We start from the raw sequence: 22388 nt of genomic DNA, 5'->3' as shown, positions 1-22388 counted from the left end.
AATGTGCCGCGTCGCGGTCGCGGGCGGCGATTGCGAAACACCTTCGGCAACGATTCTATCATCGGTTGCGTTCGGGGAACCGTTGTGGAACCATCAAAATCCTTGGATATGTCTGAAATATGAAGGGTGCGGACTATGGGAGTTATCGCCTGGGTTTTGCTCGGCCTGATTGCAGGCTTCATCGGCAGCAGGCTGATGGGCACGGGAGGTCAGGGCCTCATCATGGACATCGTCCTGGGGATTGTCGGAGCCATCGTCGGCGGCCTGATCTTTAGCGCGGTGCTCGGGGTCGGCGTCACTGGGTTCAACCTCTGGAGCCTTGTCGTCGCGGTCATCGGCGCGATGATCGTCATCTGGGGTTACCACCAGCTCACCGGCAAACGACTTTGAATTTCAGGGAATGCTGACCCTGCCGGGGTGGGCAGTTTCCTTTTCTTGCGTCTTGGCTCTGGCACCTCGTGCGTTGCCAGGTGTAGATGCTTGACGACTCAAACGGCAGCGAGCAGGTTCGAAAATGGCAAAAGTAGCTTTCCTTGGATTGGGCGTAATGGGCTATCCGATGGCGGCCCACCTCAAGAACAAGGGCGGCCACGATGTTACCGTCTACAACCGCACCGCCGCCAAAGCCGAAAAATGGGTCGCCGAACATGGCGGCGCATTTGCCGCCACGCCCGCCGAAGCTGCCGAGGGCAAGGATTTCGTTTTTTCCTGCGTCGGCAATGACGACGATTTGCGGTCCGTGACCACGGGAAAGAACGGCGCGTTCTCCACCATGGCGAAGGGGTCGATCTTCATCGACAACACCACGGCCTCGGCAATCGTTGCACGCGAGCTTTTTGCCGCCGCCTCGGATGCCGGGTTCGGCTTTCTGGACGCGCCCGTCTCGGGCGGCCAGGCCGGAGCCGAAAACGGGGTGCTGACCGTGATGGTGGGTGGCGGCGAACAGGATTTCGAGCGCGCCAAACCCGTGATTTCCGCTTTCGCTCGCATGGTCGGCCTGATGGGTCCGGCGGGAGCCGGCCAGTTGACCAAGATGATCAACCAGATCTGCATTGCAGGTCTCGTGCAGGGCCTCGCGGAAGGCATTCACTTCGGCAAGAAGGCCGGGCTCGACATCGAGAAGGTCATCGATGTTATTTCGAAAGGCGCCGCCGGTTCGTGGCAGATGGAAAACCGGCACAAGACCATGAACGCCGGAAAATACGATTTCGGCTTCGCGGTAGACTGGATGCGCAAGGACCTCGGAATCTGCCTCGCCGAGGCAGACGCCAACGGGGCGAAGCTGCCGGTCACCGCCCTCATCGACCAGTTCTACAAGGATGTGCAGGCGATGGGCGGCAATCGCTGGGATACGTCCTCGCTGCTCGCCCGTCTGGAAGCATAGGTCACAGGTTTTTCCGCATAACGCGATTTATGCGGCCGCGTTTTTCGCCATTTTGGCATTTTTGCGCGCAAAAGCGCGCCCATGCGCCTAGGCTGCGGTGGATGCGCTTTCCTTTTCTAGCAGCATGTAGTCCAGCGGAAGCTGCGTCGTGTATTTGATCTGCTCCATGGCGAAGGATGACGACACGTCGCGGATTTCGATCTTCGCGATCATCCGCTTGTAAAACGCATCATAGGCGGCAATGTCGGGAACGACGACCCGCAACAGATAGTCCACCTCACCGGACATGCGATAGAATTCAACGACTTCCGGGAATTCCTGAATGACTTCGGAAAAGCGTCGGAGCCATTCGTGGCTGTGCGAATTTGTGCGGATCGCTACGAAAACCGTCACCCGGACGTTGATCTTCTCGGGATCGAGCACCGCGACCCTGCGCTTGATGACGCCCTCTTCCTCCAGCTTCTGAATCCGCCGCCAGCACGGTGTGGTCGAAAGGCCGACTTTCTTGGCGATGTCCGCAACCGCCAGGGTCGCGTCCTCCTGGAGAATTCTCAGAATCTTGCGGTCGAGGCGGTCCATTTCCACTCTCCATTAGAATGGATTCGCTTATGACGCAGAATATTAGGCGATTTCAAGAACAATTTTCTAACGAGCGGCAGATTATGCCGCCGCGCTGGGTCGTGCCTTCAATGCCTCATACCAGCGCTGCACATGCTGGAGTTCATCCGGCAGTGTGATGCGAGCCGGCTTCATGAAGTCGATTGCGATCATTCCGGTAATGTCGGCAACAGAGAATTCATCGCCCGCCGCGAACGGCCGCCCGGCAAGTTCGGAATCAAGAAATGAAAGGAAGTTCAATACCTTCGGCTTGTTTGCTTCGCCCCATTCCGGCACTTGCGGCACCTCCCAGTCTTTCATCGCGGGGTGAATATGCCGGAATGCCTGCCCGACCGGCAGAAAAAGGTTGAGTTCCACGCGCCTTTGCCACATTTCGACCAGCGCCTTGCCGAGCGCTCCCTTGCCAAACAGCGCCGGTTCGGGATGCAACTCCTCGAAATAGCGGCAAATGGCGATGCTTTCGGTCAGGATCGTGCCGTCGTCGAGTTCTAGAACCGGCAGCCGCTGGAGCGGATTGCGCCGGGAAACATCGGCGCCGCGATGTTCCATAGCGCCCATGTCCACCGGGACAAGCGGCACTTCGATGCCCTTTTCCGCGAGAAAAATGCGCACCCGGCGCGGATTTGGCGCTTTGCCGCCATCATAGAGTTTCATGCGCGACCTCCCGAAAATGCAATCTAACCACCTTGAAACAGCTTTGAAAACAACGAGCGGAGCCAATCCCCAACGCCGGCGATAAGGTCCGGTTTCAGAATGGGCGAATGCCCGCCCTGATCGCGCCAGTCGCGCGGTCGTTCAAATTCGCCTGCCCAGAGCCCTTTCCCGGCGAGCCGCGCCGATGACTGCGCTGTCTCGTAGCCGCCATAGGCGACCGCCCATCCCGATTCGACCATTGCGCGGTTGATCTCGATTGTTCCCACACGGCAGATGGCAAGCAGGCGGCCATATTTGTCATGTTCGCTGCCACGGCAATCAACCTTTCCGGCATTGACCATTGCCTGGAGCGCCGCGCGCGCCCGCTTCCCGCAGGCATATGGCTTTGCGTCAATCGTGCAGGATTGATTCAGCTCGGGCGCATCGATGCCCCACAACCTGACCCTTTCTCCCGCAAATGTAAGCGAATCGCCGTCATTGACGGTTGGCGCTCCGCTGCGTGTGACGCTGCGAAATTCATCCAGCCGCGCCACCAGCAGAATCAGCGCCAGCAGCAGGCAGACCGCGACGAGCCAATCCAGCGCTTTTCGCCAAAGCGGCCTCGCGAAGCTGCCGCGCCGCCACTGTTTTGGGCGCATGAAGCGATTTTTGCTCATATGGCAAACAGTCTCTTAAGCATTGCGGACTAGCGTCTGAGCGGGCCTGTTTTCATCGATGCATCGCAATCCCGAATGACTCTGGAAAGTCCGGAAATCGCCGACAAATTTGTTGTGGACCGTCGCAAGACGCGCCGCAACAAGGACGTTGCGCATGCGGTCAGGAGGACCCGCGAGCGACTGTCGCAAGCGTCAGACAATCCCGCATTCGATCGCGAGCTGGTCAAGCTGCATGCAAGCGCGATGGTCAATTATTTCCCGGTCGTGCCGTTTCTCAGCATTGTGCTGACGGTGGCTGCCGTGGTGAACGGCGCGGAACCCCGCGTCTTCATATGGCCGCTGCTGACTGCGATCTGTTCTCTTCCGCTGGCGGTGATTGCTCGACGGTACAGTCGCACCGAGACCAGCGATATCTCGGTTTCGGTCAGCCATCACGATTTCCATCTCGCCCATTTCGTCAGCGGCCTGAGCTGGGTCTATTTCGCGATGATGGGTTGCGCCACCTGCGGCGCGGATTCGCTGGCGCTTCTCAAGGCGGCCGTGCTGCTCGTGGTAATCGCCGCAACCGCGATTGTCGCCTCGGCAATGCGCGGCGCGGTGCTTGCAACCTTCACGATGCCGGTGCTCGCCTATGGCGCGACCTATTCCACTTCGACCGAGCCGCTGGTTTTCATCCTCTTCTCACTGCTCGCCTGCGCGCTGGTCTTCTTCACCTATATCGCCTCGACCATGCACAAATCCGCGCTGCAAATGCTGGCGTTTCGCTCGGAAAAGGATGAATTGATCGCCGAACTCGAAACGGCCAAGGCCATGTCGGACGAAGCGCGATACCGGGCCGAGGAAGCCAATATGGCAAAGTCGCGCTTCCTCGCCTCCATGAGCCACGAACTGCGCACGCCCCTCAACGCGATCCTTGGATTTTCCGAGGTGATGTCGAATGAGGTGCTGGGGCCGATGAACAATCCCTCCTATCTCGACTATGCGCGCGACATCCACGAATCTGGCCGCCACCTGCTCGATCTCATCAACGAGATCCTTGACCTCTCCCGCATCGAGGCCGGGCGCTACCAGTTGAACGAGGAGCCGCTGAACCTGCATTTCGTGGTCGAGGAATGCTGCCATATGATGGAGCTTCGGGCGCGCAAGAAGGACATCAGGATCACGCGGCAACTGGAGCCTAACCTTCCCCGCCTGCTGGGAGACGAGCGCGCCATTCGCCAGATCACGCTCAATCTCATGTCGAATGCGCTCAAATTCGCGCCAGCGGGCAGCGAAGTGCGCGTCAGGGTCGGATGGACGGCGGGCGGCGGCCAGTACATATCGGTGAAAGACAGCGGCCCGGGCATTCCGCCGGATGAAATCCCAATCGTGCTTTCAGCATTCGGCCAGGGGACCATCGCGATCAAGAACGCCGAGCAAGGCACCGGGCTCGGGCTTCCGATTGTGCAGGGGCTGCTGAAGGTGCATGGCGGCGAGTTCCAGCTTCATTCGAAGCTGCGTGAAGGCACGGAGGCAGTTGCCATCTTCCCGGCTTCGAGGGTCATGGACGCCCTGCCCGCACTGCCCACCCGTGAGGGCAAGCAGCAACGCTTCTAGGATCCCCGTTCCCGTCAAAGAGCGGTGGCGACGGCGCTCTTGACCACGCTGAGCGCCAAGGCTCCCGACAGGGGCTGCTCGTCATGCGGGCCAAAGCCGGCATCGAAAACGGAAAGCAGGCCGAGTGAATCGGCAAGCTGCCGCGCGCGGGGATTGACCGGGATGTCGGCCAGAACGCAGTGCAAAAGCGCGTCCGGCGTCTCTTTCGCCAGAACGGCGGCGGCGGCAAATGCCGCGTGGCCATGAAGCACCACCGGCACCCGCTCCATGCGGGCCGCGAGAATCGCTCCGGCAATAGCCGCGAATTCGCGGCCTCCAATGCGACAGAGCGCTTCCAGCGGATCGCGGCAGTGCGCCTCGTGACGCGCCAGCACTTCGTCCACGACTGACTTGCGCACATCGAACAGTTCGGGGTCGCCACCTGAAAGCCACGCCTCGGAAGGTTCGCCGTGCAGGGCGGCGAGCAAGGCGACGGCAACCGTCGAGCCGCCTGCCCCGAAGCTGGCGAGGCAAAGAATGTCCGGCTTGTCCATCAGCGCTTCCATGCCGAATGCCATGGTGGCCGCACATGAGCGCTCATCGAGGGCTGACGCCCGCGTGATGTCGGCGGTCGGAAGGTCCAGCGCAAGGTCGAATACCTTGAGACCAAACTCGTTTGCCTGACAAAGGCGACAGATGGCGGCGCTTCCATTTCCGCAATTTTCCACCACCTGCAATGTCGAGGACAGCGAGCGACGCGAAATCCCGTGGCGCAGCACCCCATGGGTCCCCGCAAAGATTGCGACCTGCGGGCGCAGCACCGGCCTCGATGCACCTGCGGTCGCCGCGAACCATGCCGCCAGATCGCCAAAGCGGCTGGCGGCGATATCTTCTCCGCGCGCCGCCAGCTTCATTCGCGCTGCCTGAGCGGCGGAATCGTCCGGCTGTGGCATCTGGGAAAGCAGGCGACGAAAATCGTCGAAAGGAAAGGTGTTGTGCATTGGTTCTCCGGGCGGGGCTGGGTTCGATTACCCGCCCGCCCTGCCCTGCACAATAGCCAATCGGCTTGCATCGGACCGCAAGCTGGCCCATTTGATGTGCAGAAGGAAAAGCGTCGTCGCCATGGAATCGCCTTGCATTCTTGTCTGTTCGATTGACGAACGCACCGGATACTGCTTCGGGTGCGGGCGCACGCGCGACGAGATAGCCGGCTGGATCGACATGGCAAGCGAACGCCGCCGCGCCATCATGAGTGAACTTCCGGCGCGACTCGCGACCGTCGAACGCAAGCCGAGGCGCGAAACGCGCCGGGCGCGCATGGCGCGTGAGCGCGGCGCGGCAAGTCAGGATTGATCGATGCGCTCCGACCGGGTTCTTGCGATCATTCTCGCTGTGCTCGGTGGCGGCGCCATCTTGCTCATGCTCAATGACCGGGCTGGCCGCACGTTTGGGCTGGACAATAATGATTTCGCGCAATTGATCTATCTGGGGGCGATTGCCCTCGTCGTGGGGATGGCCGTCGTCTCGCGCGCGAGGCCGGGCGGCAACATGCTGGTGCAGGTTGCGCTCTGGCTGGCAATCGTGATCGGGCTGGTGGTCGGCTACAAGCTCTATACGGGGGAGCCGTTGTTCCCGGCTGACCGACCGCTTCCACCGGCCTCAGGGGCAGGGATTTCCGCATCGCTGGTGGATGGCATCCACAGCAGCCTGCATTTCGGACGTCCACTCCACTTCGGCTGAGTCGAGCGCCATTTCGAGTTGGCCGATGGTGGTGGCTCCAATGATGTTGGACGCCACGAACGGCCTGCTGTGCACGAACGCATTCGCGAACAGTGCCGGCTCCATGCCAAACTCGCGGGCAAGCTCATTATAGGCGAGCAACGTCTCCGCCGCGTTGGGGGTCTGGTAGCGCTGGCCGCGGTTGAAGAGTTGGGTGCGTGAACCTTGCGGACGTGCGCCGTGGTCGTACTTGCCGGTGAGGTAGCCCTGCGCGACCGGCGAATAGGCGAGCAGGCTCACATTCTCGCGGTCGCTCACCTCGGCCAGGTTCACTTCGAATGTGCGGTTCACCAGATTGTACGCGTTTTGAAGGGTCGCGACACGCGGCCCGACGCCCTTGTCGCTTTCCGCGATGAATCGCATCACTCCCCACGAACTTTCATTCGACAGTCCAAAATTTCTGATCTTTCCCGATTTCACCAACTCATCCATGACCGAAAGCGTCTCGGGAATGGGCGTCTCGTCCGCGTCGCGGGGCGCCGGCCATTCGCCCGTGCGGGTGGGATTTGCGCCCCATGGCACGCGCCGTTCCGGGAAATGGATCTGGTAAAGGTCAATATAGTCGGTCTGGAGCCTGCGCAGCGATTTTTCCGCCGCATCCATGATGTCGGCGCGAACCAGCCGCGAGGGACGGTCGCCGCGAAGCCATTCATTGGCGGTCCTGCCGATGACTTTGGACGCGACGATGACCCGGTCGCGATTCCCGCGCGCCTTCAACCAGTTGCCGATATAGGTCTCGGTGCGCCCCTGCGTTTCTGCCTTGGGAGGGATCGGGTACATCTCCGCGGTGTCGAGGAAGTTGACGCCTCTTCCGAACGCGAGATCAAGCTGGGCGTGACCTTCGACCTCAGTGTTTTGCTGGCCCCATGTCATGGTGCCGAGGCAGGTGTGCGACACAATAAGGTCCGTGCGTCCGAGACGGCGCATTTTCATATGAGAATCCCCGCGCTGAATGTCCTTTCAGTATGTCGTGATCGCACGAGGTGCAAGCGCCACTGCGTCGCCACATTCGTCACCTCTCTTCGTCGATCTCAAGCGGAGAAAGCCATGGTGTTGAAAACGGTCTTGTTTACAGGCATGGCGCTCGCAGCGCTTCCCGCGCGGGTCTTTGCTCAGGAGCAGTCCTATGTGGACGACCGATCAAGCGTCTCTGCCATTGTGCGTTCGCTTTACAATGCGGTGAACCGCAAGGAATATGCGCGGGCCTGGTCCTACTATGGCGAGCAGAAACCAGCCCCCGACCTCGACGCCTATGCCAAGGGTTACAGCAGCACCGAGAGCATACAGCTCGCATTCGGCGCGACCGAAAACGAGGGCGCTGCCGGTAGCGTTTTCTACACCCTGCCGGTAGCGATCGAGGCGACTTCGGCGGATGGATCGACGATGGTCTTTGCGGGTTGCTACACCGCCCGCCTTGCAAATCCGCAGGTGCAGGATGTCAATTTCACACCGCTGCATATCGAGAAGGGCGAACTCAAGCCTTCGGACAAACCATTGGCCGAAGCGCTTCCCGCCAGTTGCGGAGGAGCGCAGTCGACAGGCGACGACTCAATTCTCGCGGAGGCAAAGGCTGATTTCATCGCCACCAACGCGCCGGCCTGCGACCGGATCAACCGGGAAACCGGACTGCCCGAGGATGGGGTGCAGGACTACACGATACGTTTCAGGGAGGAATCCGATGCGGACAGCGATCCGGAGCGCATTGCGCGGCTGATCTCCTTTCCGTGCCTGATGGGCGCCTACAACCTGTCCACAATCTACTACCAATGGGATGAGCTTGCCGGGATGCGGCAGCTCGGCTTTGCAACACCCACGATGGACATTCGCTATGCGGAAGAAGGCAACACGGAAAGTGCGGTCGATTCCATCACGGTCAGCGGCTTCGAGGTTGCTGACCAACTCGTCAACGCCGAGTTCGATGCGGCAACGGGAAGGCTGACCGCCATGAACAAATGGCGCGGCATCGGCGACGCATCATCGAGCGGCATCTGGGCCTTGAAGAATGGCCGCTTCGTGCTGGTCAAATATGACGTAGATGCGAGCTATGACGGCGAGATAAACCCGGTGACGGTTATCGACTACGACAGCGCGCCTTAGTTGTTGATCATCCAGTCAAGCACGCCCCGCCAATCGCTCATGCGAATCGGCGTTCCGTGCGTGCCGCTCTCAAAGCGGACGAACCGTGTTGGATAAGCACCGGATTTTCCACGCAATTTGCGATAGAATGCTTCCTGTTTCTCGACGGCGAACACAGTGTCGCGGCTGCCGTGGCCGAAAAACACCGGCACCTTGCGCTTATATGCGGGACTATTGAAAAAGCTGTCATCCCACAGCGAACCGAGCAGCAAAAGCCCGCCCAGCCGCGAAGCGACCTCTGGGTCAGAGGCAAGCTTCCAGCACAGCATTCCACCCATTGACCCGCACGCGACGATGACCGGCGCTTTGGGCGACAATTGCGAAAAATGCAGGATGATCTCGCGGACCTGGCTTGCGCCGCCGTCGCCGAAATCCTTGAAATCGGGAGAAAGGTAGAGGCCGCCTGCCTTGGCGACGAGGTTTTTCACCCGATTGAAGTTGCCGCCAAAGGTGAAATCGTTGACACCCTGCACGCGGCTGCCGCCCTGTCCGTGCAGATAGAGCACAATCATGGACGCGTTTTCCTGCTTTCCGACCGCAACGAAACGCAAAGGACCGACAGGAGACTCCAGCTTCATCTCCTTCTGCTGGCTGCGCACGCCAAGCGAAACATATTCCTTGCGCACGCGCCGCTCCGGCACTTCGTCGCGCCCGTTCACGTCACGCTGCTCGCGATAGTCCACGACGCGATAGGCGCCGCCATCGGCTTCTGAGAGCGTGGCCGGATAGGCGAACAGATCGTCCTTGAAGGGCGCAAGCGTCTGTGCGGCGGTCGCGGTAGTCAACAGCGCCAGCAGAGCAATGAAACATGCGATGCGTCGGATCATGGGCGATGCGTGCCTGTCTGGCGGCAGCGTGTCAACCTCAGCCGCGTAGCACGCCGCCCGCCGCCTCAAGGGCATCGCGCGTGTCCACATCGAGGGAGGCGCCCTCGCCCAGCTCGATGTCGATGACGGGTGCGTCTCCCGCTTCGATCAGATGGCGCGCGCCGGTGTCTCCTTCCAGCAGGGCGACTGAAGCAAACAGGCTGCGCGGGAGGATGACGGGATTGCCGCGTTTGCCATTGTGCGTGGCGCGGACGATCGATCGCCCACCCTCGTTTCGAAACGCCGCGATCATCCGGTCAAGGTCGGCCGACGCGATACCGGGCATGTCGGCAAGGACGACCAGCGCCCCGGCCACGTCCGCAGGCAGCGCGGCGACGCCCGCCTTGAGGGAGGAGGACAGTCCGTCCATATAGGCCGGATTGTGTCGCAGGCGAACATTCAAGCCATGAACCGCTGCCGCCACGCGGCGGTCGTCATGGCCCGTGACGACGACGACATCGCCAGCGCGCGAAGCGAGCGCGCGCTCCGCCATGACGCGCACCAGCGGCTTGCCGCCAAATTCCGCCAGCAGCTTGTTGGGACCGCCCATGCGGCTCGAGCGTCCCGCCGCGAGCAGGATCGCGGGAACCGCCGCTGCCGCCTTGACGGTCTCGCGCGGCTGCGGGCGGCTGGCGATTTCCATAAGCAATCCGCCCACCCCCATGCCCGCGATGTCGGCATCGGTAATTTCCAGGCCGGCCAATGTCCGGTCGAGCACCCAGTCAAATCCGTTTTCCTTGGGGCTGCGCGCGCATCCCGGTGCACCGATAACCGGCTTGCCATTCAATCGACCGAGCACCAGCAGGTTTCCGGGATCGACGGGCATGCCGGTACGGATAACCTCGCCGCCCGCTGCACGGATCGCAGCGGGTACCACATCCTCGAAATCGCTCACCGCCGATGCGCCGAAGATCAGCACCATGTCGCCGTTCTCCCCGGCGCTCGCGAGAGCCTCCGCCACCGCGCCGCTCTCATGCGGGACGCGGGTTTCGCCCGCCAGACGGCTTTGCGACCGCGCGAGGCGGGTTTCGGTGACGCGCGCCGTCTTGTCCAGCACGCTCGACTTGACGCTCGGCAGCGTCGTCTGGATCAGGCGAACAGACAGGCTGCGATAGGGATGGACGGCAAAGACCGACCGGTCCCGCAAGGTTTGCGCCGCACGTTCAACGGCGCTTTCAGTGACGGCATAGGGAATGATTTTGACCGTCGCCACCATACGCCCGGGCTCGACGGGAGCGTATTGTGCAAGCGTCGCAATCGTTATCGCCGGATCGACCGCGTTGAACGCGTCTATTGCGGCCTCATCGACCACGAAAACGCCTGCATGACGGGCGTGGAGATTGACCCGGCCCGTGGCGGGTGGTTTGGCCTCGATGCCCGAGAAGCGCATCGCCTCGACCAGCGCCTGAGCAGCTTTGTCTTCATCAATGTCGCCCGGCTCCATGCGAGCAACAATGACGGTCTCAACACCTGCCTGCCCGAGATCGACGATGTCCTCGGCCGAGAGACGGCGCGCTTTGCGCAGAGCCCGCCCGCCGGCGGAAACGGAATGCGCAAGGATGGCCCCTTCCGCTTCTTCGAGCGGGACCGGTCCGAATTTCAAGCTGCAACTCCAGCCTGCACGGCAAGGCCGCGCGAGCGGAACGCATGGACCACCTGAGCCAGCACCGCGACCGCGATTTCGGCGGGACTGGATGCTCCGATGTCAAGCCCGATGGGCGCGTGGATGCGCTCGATCTGCGAGGGAGCAAGTCCCAAAGCCGCGAGACGCTCGACGCGCTTTGCATGGGTCTTGCGGCTGCCGAGCGCTCCCACATAGAAGCAATTTGCTTCAAGGGCAGCCTTGAGCGGGAAGTCGTCGATCTTGGGATCGTGCGTCAGGGCCGCAAGCGCCGTGTAGCTGTCGAGCGGATTGGTTTTCAGCACGTCCTCAGGCCATTCCGCCGCAAGCGCCACCTCAGGGAAACGCTCCGGCGTGGCAAATGCCGTGCGTGGATCGATGATTTCAACGGGGAAGCCGGCAATCCGCGCCATGGGCGCCAGCGCCTGACTGATATGGACCGCTCCGATCACCACGAGCCGGGGGCTGGGCAGATGAACATTTACGAAAAAGTGGCGGCCCTCGGCCTGCACCGTCGCCGACTGGCCGGTGCGGAACGCGCGCGCAAGCGCTTCACCGAGGTCGCCCACGACCTTGTCGCCTTCGCGCACGATGCGGTCGCGCCCATCATCCAGATCGGTGATGACGGCTGCGGCGCGGCGCGCAAGCCGCTCCGCATTCAGGGTCTTGAGGACATAGGGGTCCATCGCTCAGCCCAACCGCTCGACATAGACGCGGATACGTCCGCCGCAGGACAGGCCGACTTGCCACGCCGTCTCATCAGCAACGCCGAACTCCAGCATTCTCGGATTGCCGTCTGAGATAACGTCGACTGCCTCAGAAACCACCGCGCCCTCGACGCAACCGCCCGACACCGAACCCTGAAAATTGCCCTCCGCGTCGATGACCAGATGACTACCGACAGGTCGCGGCGCCGAACCCCAGGTTTCGACGACCGTCGCGACGGCGCAGGGTCGCCCTTCCTTCATCCAGCTTTCCGCGATGAGCAACGGGTCGCGTTCGGCATCGAGATAGATGGCATTTTGCATGGCTGTCTGCTCCTTCGCGCTGAATATGGTCATGCCGCGTGCCGGTTGCCAAGCCATCGGCGCGGGTCGGCCTCACGGCTCGCGCTCTTGTCCAGCGACGCCACGAGGTCCGAGAGTGCCGAAAGGTTGTGGACGGCGCGGAACTCGTCCACATGGGGAAGTATGGCGCGCACGCCCCGGGCGCGCGCCTCGAAACCTTCAAACCGCAGCAATGGGTTGAGCCAAATCAGGCGGCGGCAGGATTTGTGCAGCCGTTCCGTTTCCTCGGCCAGCCTGCCGACATCGTCGCGCTCCAGCCCATCGGTGATGAGCAACACGATAGCCCCCTGCCCCAGCACCCGGCGAGACCAGAGCCGGTTGAATTCGTGCAAAGTGTCGCCAATGCGCGTGCCGCCGGACCAGTCGCGCACGGCCTGCGCGCAATCGGCAAGCGCGGCATCGGGGTCACGATGGCGCATCTGCCGCGTGAGATTGGTCAGCCGGGTTCCGAACACGAATGTGTGCACGCGCCGCCGCTTTTCCGTGAGCGCGTGGATGAAGTGCAGGAAAATCCGCGTGTACTGGCTCATCGAGCCGGAAATGTCGGCCAGCACGACCAGTGGCGGATGCACCTCGCGGTGCGACCGGAATTTTGGCAGCACCAGCACCCCGCCGGTTCGCGCGGCGGCCCGCATCATGGCGCGCGGATCAATCGAGCGCCCCGAGGAATCTGGACGAAAGCGCCGCGTTCGCACCGTGTCGAAGGGCAGTTGCAGGGACGAAATCGCGATCTTTGCGTCAGCGATTTCTTTCGCCGTCATCTGGGCGAAATCCTTCGCGCGCAGCACTTCGCTGCCCGATGTGGTGAAGCGGGCGTCGATCTCTATTTCAGGAACCTCCTTCGGCGGCTGTCGCCGGGAATGGCCCTCGAACATAGCCTCGCTGACGCGATTTTCGGCCGCGCGCGGCTTTTCCCTTTCGCGCATGTCTGGCGCGACCGGCGAAAACATCGCCAGCAGCTTTTCGATCAGTTCCCGCGACCGCCAATAGAGCCGGAAGGCTTCGTCAAAGACCGCGTGGTCCTCGTGGCGCGTCACCAGCACGGAATGCAGCACCCAATAGAAATCGTCGCGGCTGCCTATGCCCGCCGTCAGCACCGCCTCGATTGCATCCTTGACCGAGGCCGGTCCGACGCGCATTCCGGCCTTGCGCAGCGTGCGCGCGAAATAGACGATGTTGTCAGCCAGCCGACCGTCGGGCCTCGCGCTTTCAAATGCAGACGCCATCTCGCCTACTCCGCCGCCGTCGAAAGCTCCGCCTTGACTTCCTTGAGGATGCGGCGGCCTTCGCCCTGCTCGATGCGCGCAATATCGTCCTGATATTTCAGCAGCACACCGATGGTGTCGGAAACGGTTTCGGGATCGAGCGCAACCTTGTCCAACTCGGTCAGGGCGCCCGCCCAGTCAATGGTCTCGGCCACGCCCGGCACCTTGAACAATTCGAGTTGCCGAAGCTTCTGGATGAATGCCACCACCTCTTCGGAAAGCCTCCGATTGGCGTCGGGCACCTTGCGCCGCACGATCTCAAGCTCGCGACCGGCGTCTGGATAGTCGACCCAATGATAGAGGCAGCGACGCTTCAGCGCATCGTGAATCTCGCGCGTGCGGTTGGTCGTGATGATGACGATCGGCGGCTCTTCCGCCCTGATGGTGCCGAGTTCCGGCACCGTGACCTGGAAGTCAGACAGGATTTCGAGCAGAAACGCCTCGAATGCTTCATCGGTGCGGTCAAGCTCGTCAATCAGGAACACGGGGGCGGCCCCGGTCTTGCCGGTCAGGGCGTCGAGAACCGGCCTGCGAATGAGGTACTTTTCGGAAAAGACGTTCTTTTCCATGTCCTTGCGATCAACTGCGCCCGATGCCTCCTCCATGCGGATTTCGATCATCTGCGCGGCATAGTTCCACTCATAGACGGCAGAGGAGACGTCCAACCCATCATAGCATTGAAGGCGGATGAGCCTGCGGCCAAGCGCCGAAGCGAGAACCTTGGCAATCTCAGTCTTGCCGACACCTGCCTCGCCTTCAAGGAACAGCGGGCGCTTCATTTTCAGCGAAAGATAGAGCACCGTCGCCAGCGAGCGATCCGCGACGTAATCCGACCGCGCCAACATTTCGAGTGTTTCATCGATGCTGGCGGGCGCGGGTTTCGGGGTGAGCGTCATGCTGGTTCCTTGGCTGTCGCCGTCGGGCATTCAGAGCACGTGATAGCCGCGCTCGTGATAGACGAGCGGACGAACGCTATCCCCGATGCGCAGACCTGTCACCTTGCCAAAAAGCACACGATGGGTGGCTACGTCCTTGGTGTCGATCAACTCGCAATCGAACACCGCAACGGCATCCCTGAGCGTCGGCGCGCCGGTCTCGATGGTGTCCCATTCGCCAAGCGCGAAGCGTTCGGCCTGAGGCAATCCTGTGACGCCCGAAAACGCCACCGCCATCGGCTCGTGCCTTGCCGCCAGCGTATTCAGCGCAAAGTTCCCGTTTTTCACAAACAGATCGTTGCTGGCATTTTCGCGATTCAGGCAGGCGAGAACTGTGGGCGGAGAATCGGAAACCGAACATGTTGCGATGACGGTCGTGCCACGACGCCCCGCCTTGCCGTCGGTGGTTATGACATGGACCGCGCCCGCAAAACGCGACATCGCATCCCGGTAGGCCTGAGGGCCGATTTCATACCTCTTGAGCAACCGCTTTATCCATGCCGCAATTCGGTTCGATATCCGAACGTTATATATGGCCGCATACGCAGCGCAGCAAGCAAACCATGAACGGCAAATTTGCGCCGACCTTGTTGCAGTGCTTCGCGACCGAAGATACCAGTGGCGGCAAATGATCCCGGATCTCAAAATCGTGCGCAGATGCATCGCCCTGGTTGCCATATTGCTCGGTGTTGTCTCGCCGGTCGTTGCCCAACAGCCGTCCATAGCCGTCATAGCTCCGCTGTCGGGTCCGACCGCCATTCTGGGGGCGCAGGTCCAGGCCGGCGCTTTGCAGGCCGCGAACGAGACCGGGATCGGCGGTTTCGTGCTGGACGACAAGTGTAGCGCGGAGGGTGGAGCGGCTGCGGCCCATGAAGCGATTTCGCGAGGCGCGAGCGTCATTGTCGGCTTTTTGTGCGCCGAGGCGCTGGAAGCCGCCCTGCCCCTGCTCAAGGATGCGCGCATTCCGGTGGTCACGACGGGCGTTCGCCTCAACAGCCTGACGGACACGCGCGAAAAAACCGGATGGATGGTGTTTCGCCTTGCTCCCCGCGCCGATGCCGAGGCAGACGCGGTCGCCCGGCTCCTGCCGAAACTGTGGCGCGAGGCACCATTTGCGATTGTCGATGACGGCACGATCTATGGCCGGGAACTGGCCGAGGCATTCAGGGCAGCGGCACAGGCGGCAGGATTGAAGCCGGTGTTCACCGACACCTATCGCCCGGACCTCGACAATCAGGTCGCGCTGGTCGGACGCCTGCGCAGGGCCGGAGCGGAGCGCATTTTCGTCGGCGGCAATTTGCGCGATGTCGCGATCATGGCGCGGGACGCCAAGGCGATGGGCAATGAAATGACGTTTGCTGGCGGCGAAGTGCTGCGCAGCGACAAGTCGGACGTACCGCTTGCCGCCGGCACGCTGATGATCGGCCTTCCCGACTGGACGGAGATCGCAGCGCCCTCCGTCGTCGCAGGCTTCAACGCGCGCCAGATCGTGCCGGAAGGCTATGTCCTGCCTTCCTATGCCGCCATGCAGATTGCTGCCGCTGCCGTGAAGGAAGCCCCGAAAGACCCAGCTTCGGTGCTTTCGCGGAAGCATTTTGCCACCATACTGGGCGACATCGCCTTTGACGCGCGCGGCGACCTGACGCGTCCGCTCTATCGTCTCTATCGTTTCGACGGGACGCATTTCGTCCCCGTGGAGGCAAGCCAGTGAAGGCGGGAAAGCTCAACCTCATCACCGATGTGGAAGGATTGCGGGTCGGCAATGCACAGGACGCCGGTTTGAAATCCGGCGTCACCGTCGTCGTGTGCGACCGGCCCACGGTGGCCGCAGTGCAGGTGCTGGGCGGTGCGCCCGGAACGCGCGAGACCGACCTGCTGGAACCGCACAACACCGTCGAGACCGTCGATGCGGTCGTCCTATCGGGAGGCTCGGCCTTCGGGCTCGACGCCGCGAGCGGTGCCCAGACGGCGCTGCGCGAGGCAGGTGTCGGCTTCGATGTGGGCGGCATGCGCATTCCCATCGTGCCGACTGCGATATTGTTCGACCTGCTGAACGGCGGCAACAAGGACTGGGGACGCTTCGCGCCCTATCGCGAGCTTGGCTTCGACGCCGTGAAGCACGCTTCCCGCGCGTTTTCGCTGGGCACCGTTGGCGCGGGAACAGGCGCGACGACCGTCGGGCTGAAGGGTGGGCTGGGATCTGCTTCCTGCGTACTGGACAGCGGCGTGACGGTCGGTGCGCTTGCCGCCGTCAACGCGGTCGGTTCGGCGAATATCGGAGCAACGCGCCATTTCTGGGCGTCGATGTTCGAGATCGGCGATGAATTCGGCGGCCTCGGAATGCCTGACCCCATGCCTGCGGATGCCACGCGCGTCCGGCTGAAATTCCGGGACGACAGACCGCTTCGCAACACCACCATCGCGGTTGTCGCGACTGATGCCGTGCTGACCAAGGCGAGCGCCAAGCGGCTGGCGATCTCCGCCCATGACGGGTTCGCGCGCGCCATCTGGCCGAGCCACACGCCCTATGACGGCGATCTGGTGTTCGCGCTTTCGACGGGCGCCTCCGGCAAGGAGCTTTCGGGCGAAGCTGCGATGGAGTTTTACGCAGCGGCGGCTGCGGTGATGTCGCGGGCAATCGCCCGTGGTGTATATTCGGCTACCGCAGCGCCGGGCGACCTGTTTCCCTGCTGGAGCGATCTGAAATGAAGCATGCCCTGCTTTGCACCCTGATGTTCGCATTGACCGCCTTGTCAAATTCGGCTGTCGCAGGCGATGCAGCCAGTCTTGAAATCCTGGGCTTCAGCAAGGACGGAAAGATTTTTGCCTTCGAAGAATATGGCGTGCAGGACGGGTCCGGCTTTCCCTACGCAAACCGTTTCTACATCGACACCGCCACCGATACCTACCTGCCCGATACGCCGGTGCGCGTGCGCATTGACGATGAAAACACGAGCGTCGCAACTGCTCGGGCACAAGCTGCCGAACGCGGAGCCAAAATCATCGACGATGAAGAACTGAATGAAAACAGAGGCTACACGGCAGCTTCCAACTCAATCACCGAACTTTCCGCCGATCCGCATCAGTTTGTGTTCCTGCCGCGACCGGTCTTCCCACCTATTGACGAACAGATCGCGCTGAAGCTTGAGGAGATCGATTTCCCACCTGCAAAGAACTGTTTCGACGCCGAGCGCATGGAGGGATTTCGCCTTCTGAAGCTAGCACCCGATCAACCTGGCGTGTCGACCACGCTCAACGACGACAAAGAGGTGCCGGAAAGCAGGGGTTGTCCGACAGGTTACATGCTGGGCGCGGTGCAGACATTCTATCCAACCGGTGGCGATGGGGTCCTTGCGGTCCTCATTGCGGTCGAACGTCAAGGCTTCGAAGGTCCTGACCATCGGTGGATTGCAATTACCGGAAAACTCTGACCGCATGAGGGTCGGCACACACGCAATGCGCGATGCGCTGCCCGATTGGCGGACCGTGCTGGTCGGCGCGCCGCTGTGGGCGCTGCTCATGGGGGTCAGCGCCTATTCCGCCCCGCTGTTGCGCGGCTGGGAAACGGAGCAGATACTCTGGCGCGTCGTGTTGCTGTTCGCATTCGGCGGCCTGCTCGCATTTCCCATCGGGCTGTTCGTTGCCAGATGGCTTTCGGGCGGCAAAGGCACCGAGGTACGGATTGCCGCCGCGCTGGTGGGGTTCGGCGCGGGCACGGCAATCATTACCGCACTGCTCTACGCGCTGGACTATCGGGAATATTATTCCGAGTGGCACGAGGAGGCTTTCACCAGAATCTGGTTCAAGGAAGTGGTGTTCACCGCAGCGGCAGCCGTCTATCAGTTCTCGGCGCTTGGCATGAGGCTCTATTTTCCGCTCGGCTTCTGTGCATTGTTCGCCGCTGCCGCGTGGTTCTCGCGCCTGCCGCATTGAGCGTTGCCGCCTGCTCTGTTAGGACGCCCGCGAACGCAGAAGTGAGGCACGCATGATCCCCCGCTATTCCCGCCCGGAGATGGTCGCCATCTGGTCACCCGAAACGCGCTTTCGCATCTGGTTCGAGATCGAGGCATATGCCTGCGACGCGCTTGCCGAACTGGGCGTCATCCCGAAGGAAGCCGCGCGGACGATCTGGGAAAAGGGCGGCGCCGCCACGTTCGACGTGGCGCGGATCGACGAAATCGAGCGCGAAACGAAGCACGACGTCATCGCGTTCCTGACCCATCTGGCTGAATTCGTCGGACCGGACTCCCGATTCATTCATCAGGGAATGACTTCGTCGGACGTGCTGGACACCTGCCTGAACGTTCAACTGACGCGCGCTGCCGACATTCTGCTGGCGGACATTGACGGCCTGCTCGCTGCGCTGAAGAAGCGTGCGCTGGAACACAAGGACACGGTCACAATCGGGCGCAGCCACGGAATCCATGCCGAGCCGACCACGTTCGGCGTCAAGCTCGCCTATGCCTATGCAGAGTTCGAGCGCTGCCGCCAGCGGCTGGGGCGCGCGCGCAAGGAGGTTGCGACCTGCGCTATTTCCGGGGCGATAGGCACCTTCGCCAACATCGATCCTTATGTAGAGGAACATGTCGCGAAAAAGCTCGGTCTCAAGCCGGAGCCGGTCTCGACGCAGGTCATTCCCCGCGACCGTCATGCGATGTTCTTTGCGACGCTTGGTGTCATCGCCTCCTCCATCGAGCGGCTGTCGGTCGAAATTCGCCACCTGCAACGGACGGAAGTGCTTGAAGCGGAAGAGTATTTCTCTCCCGGCCAAAAGGGTTCGTCGGCAATGCCGCACAAGCGCAATCCGGTTCTGACCGAAAACCTGACCGGCCTTGCCCGCATGGTGCGTTCCTATGCGCTGCCTGCAATGGAGAATGTGGCGCTGTGGCACGAACGGGACATTTCGCACTCCTCCGTCGAGCGGATGATCGGACCGGATGCGACGGTCACGCTTGATTTCGCGCTCGCGCGGCTGACAAATGTCATCGACAGGCTCGTGGTCTATCCGCAGAACATGGAAAAGAACCTCAACAAGTTTCGCGGTCTCGTGCATTCGCAGCGTGTGCTGCTGGCATTGACGCAGGCCGGCGTATCGCGCGAGGACGCCTATCGGCTCGTGCAACGAAACGCGATGAAGGTGTGGGAACACGGGGCAGATTTCCTTGAGGAGCTTCTGGCCGACAAGGATGTGCGCGCAGCTCTCTCGGAAGAGGAAATCCGCGAGAAGTTCGATCTCGGCTATCACACCAAGCATGTCGACACGATCTTCAAGCGTGTCTTCGGGGTTTAGGCGGCGGCCTGCTCTGAAAGGTCCGATACGGCTGCGAAGGCAGCGCGAATGACCTCCGACGATGCGCCGGGGCGGTTCGCGTCGGTCGAGAGGATCTGCCGGAAACGACGCGCGCCCGGCATGCCGTGAAAAAGCCCCACCATGTGGCGCGTCACATGTCCGAGCTTGCCGCCACGCGTGATATGACGATCTGCATAGGCGGCCATCGTCTCGCAAAGCCGCGCCATATCCGTCGGCGGTTCCTCCACGCCGTAGACAAGCCGATCCACTTCGGTGAGGATTCGGGGCATATGATATGCGGCGCGGCCAAGCATTGCGCCATCGACATGCTTCAGATGCTGCTGCGCCTCGGCCACCGACTGGATGCCGCCATTGATGCCGACAAATCTGTGCGCGTAACGCGCTTTGAGCCTGTAGACGCGCTCATAGTCCAAAGGGGGAATGTCGCGATTCTCCTTCGGGCTCAGACCCTCCAGCCACGCTTTTCGCGCGTGCACCCACAGAGCATCCGCACCCGCCTCGAATACACCATCCGCAAGCTCGTCGAGCGCCTGCTCCACATCCTGGTCATCGACGCCGATACGGCATTTCACCGTGACCGGTACGTCGATGGCATTCTTCATCGCCTCGACGCATTGCGCGACGAGTTTTGGCGTACGCATCAGGCAGGCCCCAAACGTGCCCGACTGGACCCGGTCTGAAGGACAGCCGACGTTGAGATTGATTTCGTCATAGCCGAAACCGGCACCGATGCGTGCGGCTTCGGCGAGCTTTACGGGTTCGGACCCGCCCAGTTGCAACGCGACGGGATGCTCCAAAGCATCGAAGCCCAGCAACCGTTCACGGTCGCCGTGAATCACGGCATCCGCCACGACCATCTCCGTATAGAGCAAGGCGCTGTTCGTGAGCTGCCGGTGAAACCAGCGGCAATGCCGGTCCGTCCAGTCCATCATCGGCGCTACGGCCAGGACGGGCTTTCCGGATTTCAGCGATCCTTCGTAGAAATTCAAATCGTTACGTCCATTCATCGGATCGTTTGCGACGCGAACGCATGGTCCGTCAAAAGTCTCCTAGAAGAAAATGGAGCTTTGGTCCATCGGCACCGCCCGATGGACTGCAATGATGCATCAAACAAGGAAAAGCTCGTCCGCCAGATGGCAAACGAGCTTCACACGGATGCCCTGCGGCCCCGCTCGCCATCCGTGGCAGTGTCATATTCTTCTATGCCAATTGTCGCAACTGGTCCGGCCACAAGCGACAATCAACAAAACGAGAGGACGGCACAGGATTAACCCAACTTCACCCTATGCATAGTGGGCTAAGTCTTTTTTTGGGATGGGTCGGGCGTTCGCGAAATGGATATAATCTTATAATGCATTGTTAAGGATGGACACGAAATGAAGTATCTCGTCTCTTTCGCTTCCGCAGCGATACTCGGCTTGTCCCTTGTTGTGCCCACAATTGCTGTGGCCGAGACGGGAAGTACAAATCGCAAGCATCTTTCCAATCCGAACGGCAGCGTCGTGGACGGCAATAGCGGCTGGCATGGCGGCAACGGCGGTTACGGTGGCGGTTACGGTGGCGGCAACGGCGGTGGCTATGGTGGTGGCGGCTACAGTGGCAATGGCGGCGGCTATGGCGGCAACGGTGGTGGATATGGCGGCGGCGGTTACAGCGGCGGCGGTGGCTACGGTGGCGGTGGTGGCAATGGCGGCGGCGAGCAGATTTCGCACTCCGCGCCCGGTCCGGTTCTCGGCCTTGGCCTGCCTGCACTCGCAGTTGCCGGCGGATATGTCTTTTTCCGCCGCAGGGCGAAGAAATAAATCGCTATTTCGCGGCGCGCAGTGAGGCTTCGAACGCCTTGCGCGCCCAAATGGTCATTTCTTCCGGATCATCGATAGCGCTGTCGGGAATCGACCAGTAGGGCATGGCGGCAGCCTTGCCCTTTCGGCTTTGATAGGTCCATTGACGCGCACCGGCAGCCGCGAATTCCGGCGCGCTGATTTCATCGGCCTTCAACAACACTTCGCCCTGCACGACGAGCGCCGTTATGAGCCCGTTGTGATAGATCCCCTTGCCGCCGAACATACGCCTGATCTGGATCGGACCCAGCCCGGCAAACATGTCGCGAAGGTCGTCATCGTCCATGCGGTCAAGCCGCGCCGGCGCGCGCCTCGGCCAGCGCCTTGAGGTCGGCAGGCTTCAATTCGACGGATTCACCGCACCCGCATGCCGAACTCTGGTTGGGATTGTTGAAGGTGAAGCCGGTGCGCAAGGTCGTCACCTCGAAATCCATCTGCGTACCCAGCAGGAACAAGGCGGCCTCCGGCGCGACCCAAACATTGGCGCCCTGATGCTCCACATGATCGTCGCCCGGCCTGGCATCGGTCACGAGGTCGACCGTGTATTCCATGCCCGCACAACCACCCTTCTTGACGCCGAGGCGAATGCCCTTTGCGCCTTCACGTGTCGCGACGATTTCGCGGACGCGGTCGGCGGCCCTGTCGGTCATGCTGATGACGCTGAAACGTCCCATTGCAGT

27 protein-coding genes are annotated in these 22388 nt (G+C 61.6%); 12 read left to right on the top strand and 15 right to left on the bottom strand.

Annotated features, from left to right (window positions below; all coding sequences use genetic code 11):
* Positions 1–135: 135 nt before the first annotated feature.
* Both M9924_15910 and M9924_15905 read left to right on the top strand, forming a co-directional pair.
* Positions 136–390 carry a GlsB/YeaQ/YmgE family stress response membrane protein gene (locus M9924_15910; protein MCO5065883.1) on the top strand — a complete coding sequence of 85 codons (255 nt, stop codon included), beginning with the start codon at positions 136–138 and terminating at the stop codon, positions 388–390.
* Between the two features lie 124 nt (positions 391–514).
* Positions 515–1384, top strand: a complete 870-nt coding sequence (locus M9924_15905) for an NAD(P)-dependent oxidoreductase (protein MCO5065882.1) — start codon at positions 515–517, stop codon at positions 1382–1384.
* Positions 1385–1471: 87 nt separating this feature from the next.
* Here M9924_15905 and M9924_15900 read toward each other — a convergent pair whose 3' ends face one another.
* From M9924_15900 to M9924_15890, 3 genes are all read right to left on the bottom strand, one after another.
* The gene (locus tag M9924_15900) at positions 1472–1963 is read right to left on the bottom strand and encodes an Lrp/AsnC family transcriptional regulator (protein ID MCO5065881.1); all 492 of its coding nucleotides are present in this window, start codon (positions 1961–1963) and stop codon (positions 1472–1474) included.
* Between the two features lie 81 nt (positions 1964–2044).
* On the bottom strand, positions 2045–2656 hold the full coding sequence (locus tag M9924_15895) for a glutathione S-transferase (GenBank protein ID MCO5065880.1): 612 nt from the start codon (positions 2654–2656) through the stop codon (positions 2045–2047).
* A gap of 23 nt (positions 2657–2679) precedes the next feature.
* Entirely contained in the window at positions 2680–3294 is a 615-nt protein-coding gene (locus M9924_15890) for a thermonuclease family protein (protein MCO5065879.1), read from the bottom strand.
* Positions 3295–3387: 93 nt separating this feature from the next.
* Here M9924_15890 and M9924_15885 point away from each other — a divergent pair, with 93 nt between their 5' ends.
* Positions 3388–4908 (top strand): HAMP domain-containing histidine kinase, encoded by a 1521-nt coding sequence (locus M9924_15885; GenBank protein MCO5065878.1) that lies wholly within the window; start codon positions 3388–3390, stop codon positions 4906–4908.
* A gap of 14 nt (positions 4909–4922) precedes the next feature.
* Here the strand turns inward: M9924_15885 and M9924_15880 are convergent, their stop codons facing one another.
* Positions 4923–5888 (bottom strand): nicotinate-nucleotide--dimethylbenzimidazole phosphoribosyltransferase, encoded by a 966-nt coding sequence (locus M9924_15880; GenBank protein ID MCO5065877.1) that lies wholly within the window; start codon positions 5886–5888, stop codon positions 4923–4925.
* Positions 5889–6009: 121 nt separating this feature from the next.
* Here M9924_15880 and M9924_15875 point away from each other — a divergent pair, with 121 nt between their 5' ends.
* Complete coding sequence (locus tag M9924_15875) at positions 6010–6240, top strand: DUF1289 domain-containing protein (GenBank protein MCO5065876.1); 231 nt, start codon at positions 6010–6012, stop codon at positions 6238–6240.
* Positions 6241–6243: 3 nt separating this feature from the next.
* Positions 6244–6627 carry a hypothetical protein gene (locus M9924_15870; protein ID MCO5065875.1) on the top strand — a complete coding sequence of 128 codons (384 nt, stop codon included), beginning with the start codon at positions 6244–6246 and terminating at the stop codon, positions 6625–6627.
* On the opposite strand, the gene M9924_15865 is transcribed toward M9924_15870, so the two are convergent.
* On the bottom strand, positions 6547–7599 hold the full coding sequence (locus tag M9924_15865) for an aldo/keto reductase (protein MCO5065874.1): 1053 nt from the start codon (positions 7597–7599) through the stop codon (positions 6547–6549). The two genes, M9924_15870 and M9924_15865, sit on opposite strands and share 81 nt — an antisense overlap.
* Positions 7600–7713: 114 nt before the next feature.
* Between M9924_15865 and M9924_15860 the strand changes: the two genes are divergently transcribed.
* Positions 7714–8763, top strand: a complete 1050-nt coding sequence (locus M9924_15860) for a DUF1176 domain-containing protein (protein MCO5065873.1) — start codon at positions 7714–7716, stop codon at positions 8761–8763.
* Here M9924_15860 and M9924_15855 read toward each other — a convergent pair.
* The 7 genes from M9924_15855 to M9924_15825 are packed head-to-tail and all read right to left on the bottom strand — an operon-like array spanning position 8760 to position 15042.
* Positions 8760–9629 carry an alpha/beta hydrolase gene (locus M9924_15855; protein ID MCO5065872.1) on the bottom strand — a complete coding sequence of 290 codons (870 nt, stop codon included), beginning with the start codon at positions 9627–9629 and terminating at the stop codon, positions 8760–8762. The two genes, M9924_15860 and M9924_15855, sit on opposite strands and share 4 nt — an antisense overlap.
* A gap of 37 nt (positions 9630–9666) precedes the next feature.
* A complete protein-coding gene (locus M9924_15850) occupies positions 9667–11271 on the bottom strand; it encodes a molybdopterin-binding/glycosyltransferase family 2 protein (GenBank protein ID MCO5065871.1) in 1605 nt (534 codons plus the stop codon).
* Positions 11268–11975: an XdhC family protein gene (locus tag M9924_15845; protein ID MCO5065870.1), complete on the bottom strand. Its 708-nt coding sequence runs from the start codon at positions 11973–11975 to the stop codon at positions 11268–11270. Before M9924_15845 ends, M9924_15850 begins: the two co-directional genes overlap by 4 nt.
* Positions 11976–11978: 3 nt before the next feature.
* A complete protein-coding gene (locus tag M9924_15840; GenBank protein ID MCO5065869.1) occupies positions 11979–12317 on the bottom strand; it encodes an XdhC family protein in 339 nt (112 codons plus the stop codon).
* A gap of 29 nt (positions 12318–12346) precedes the next feature.
* Positions 12347–13582, bottom strand: a complete 1236-nt coding sequence (locus tag M9924_15835) for a VWA domain-containing protein (GenBank protein ID MCO5065868.1) — start codon at positions 13580–13582, stop codon at positions 12347–12349.
* 5 nt (positions 13583–13587) lie between these two features.
* Positions 13588–14517, bottom strand: a complete 930-nt coding sequence (locus M9924_15830; GenBank protein ID MCO5065867.1) for a MoxR family ATPase — start codon at positions 14515–14517, stop codon at positions 13588–13590.
* A 30-nt stretch (positions 14518–14547) separates the two neighbouring features.
* Positions 14548–15042 (bottom strand): flavin reductase, encoded by a 495-nt coding sequence (locus M9924_15825; GenBank protein ID MCO5065866.1) that lies wholly within the window; start codon positions 15040–15042, stop codon positions 14548–14550.
* Between the two features lie 142 nt (positions 15043–15184).
* On the opposite strand from M9924_15825, the gene M9924_15820 reads away from it, so the two are divergent.
* Genes M9924_15820 through purB form a run of 5 tightly spaced genes read left to right on the top strand, consistent with a single transcriptional unit; the run spans position 15185 to position 19846 of the window.
* Positions 15185–16267: a branched-chain amino acid ABC transporter substrate-binding protein gene (locus M9924_15820; GenBank protein MCO5065865.1), complete on the top strand. Its 1083-nt coding sequence runs from the start codon at positions 15185–15187 to the stop codon at positions 16265–16267.
* Complete coding sequence (locus tag M9924_15815; protein MCO5065864.1) at positions 16264–17265, top strand: P1 family peptidase; 1002 nt, start codon at positions 16264–16266, stop codon at positions 17263–17265. Before M9924_15820 ends, M9924_15815 begins: the two co-directional genes overlap by 4 nt.
* Positions 17262–17987: a DUF2259 domain-containing protein gene (locus tag M9924_15810; protein ID MCO5065863.1), complete on the top strand. Its 726-nt coding sequence runs from the start codon at positions 17262–17264 to the stop codon at positions 17985–17987. Before M9924_15815 ends, M9924_15810 begins: the two co-directional genes overlap by 4 nt.
* A gap of 4 nt (positions 17988–17991) precedes the next feature.
* Positions 17992–18489 (top strand): hypothetical protein, encoded by a 498-nt coding sequence (locus M9924_15805; protein ID MCO5065862.1) that lies wholly within the window; start codon positions 17992–17994, stop codon positions 18487–18489.
* A 52-nt stretch (positions 18490–18541) separates the two neighbouring features.
* Positions 18542–19846 (top strand): adenylosuccinate lyase, encoded by a 1305-nt coding sequence (gene purB, locus M9924_15800; GenBank protein ID MCO5065861.1) that lies wholly within the window; start codon positions 18542–18544, stop codon positions 19844–19846.
* Here purB and dusA read toward each other — a convergent pair.
* Positions 19843–20799 carry a tRNA dihydrouridine(20/20a) synthase DusA gene (gene dusA, locus M9924_15795; protein MCO5065860.1) on the bottom strand — a complete coding sequence of 319 codons (957 nt, stop codon included), beginning with the start codon at positions 20797–20799 and terminating at the stop codon, positions 19843–19845. The two genes, purB and dusA, sit on opposite strands and share 4 nt — an antisense overlap.
* 444 nt (positions 20800–21243) lie before the next feature.
* Here dusA and M9924_15790 point away from each other — a divergent pair, with 444 nt between their 5' ends.
* Complete coding sequence (locus M9924_15790) at positions 21244–21669, top strand: hypothetical protein (GenBank protein ID MCO5065859.1); 426 nt, start codon at positions 21244–21246, stop codon at positions 21667–21669.
* Positions 21670–21673: 4 nt separating this feature from the next.
* On the opposite strand, the gene M9924_15785 is transcribed toward M9924_15790, so the two are convergent.
* Positions 21674–21994 carry a TfoX/Sxy family protein gene (locus tag M9924_15785; GenBank protein ID MCO5065858.1) on the bottom strand — a complete coding sequence of 107 codons (321 nt, stop codon included), beginning with the start codon at positions 21992–21994 and terminating at the stop codon, positions 21674–21676.
* 4 nt (positions 21995–21998) lie between these two features.
* The gene (gene sufA / locus M9924_15780; GenBank protein MCO5065857.1) at positions 21999–22382 is read right to left on the bottom strand and encodes a Fe-S cluster assembly scaffold SufA; all 384 of its coding nucleotides are present in this window, start codon (positions 22380–22382) and stop codon (positions 21999–22001) included.
* Positions 22383–22388 lie beyond the last annotated feature (6 nt).

The organism is Rhizobiaceae bacterium, assembly GCA_023953835.1.
Taxonomy (GTDB): domain Bacteria; phylum Pseudomonadota; class Alphaproteobacteria; order Rhizobiales; family Rhizobiaceae; genus Mesorhizobium_G.
The sequence above is the reverse complement of the archived record's forward strand: the minus strand, read 5'-3'. Positions and strand labels throughout refer to the sequence as shown.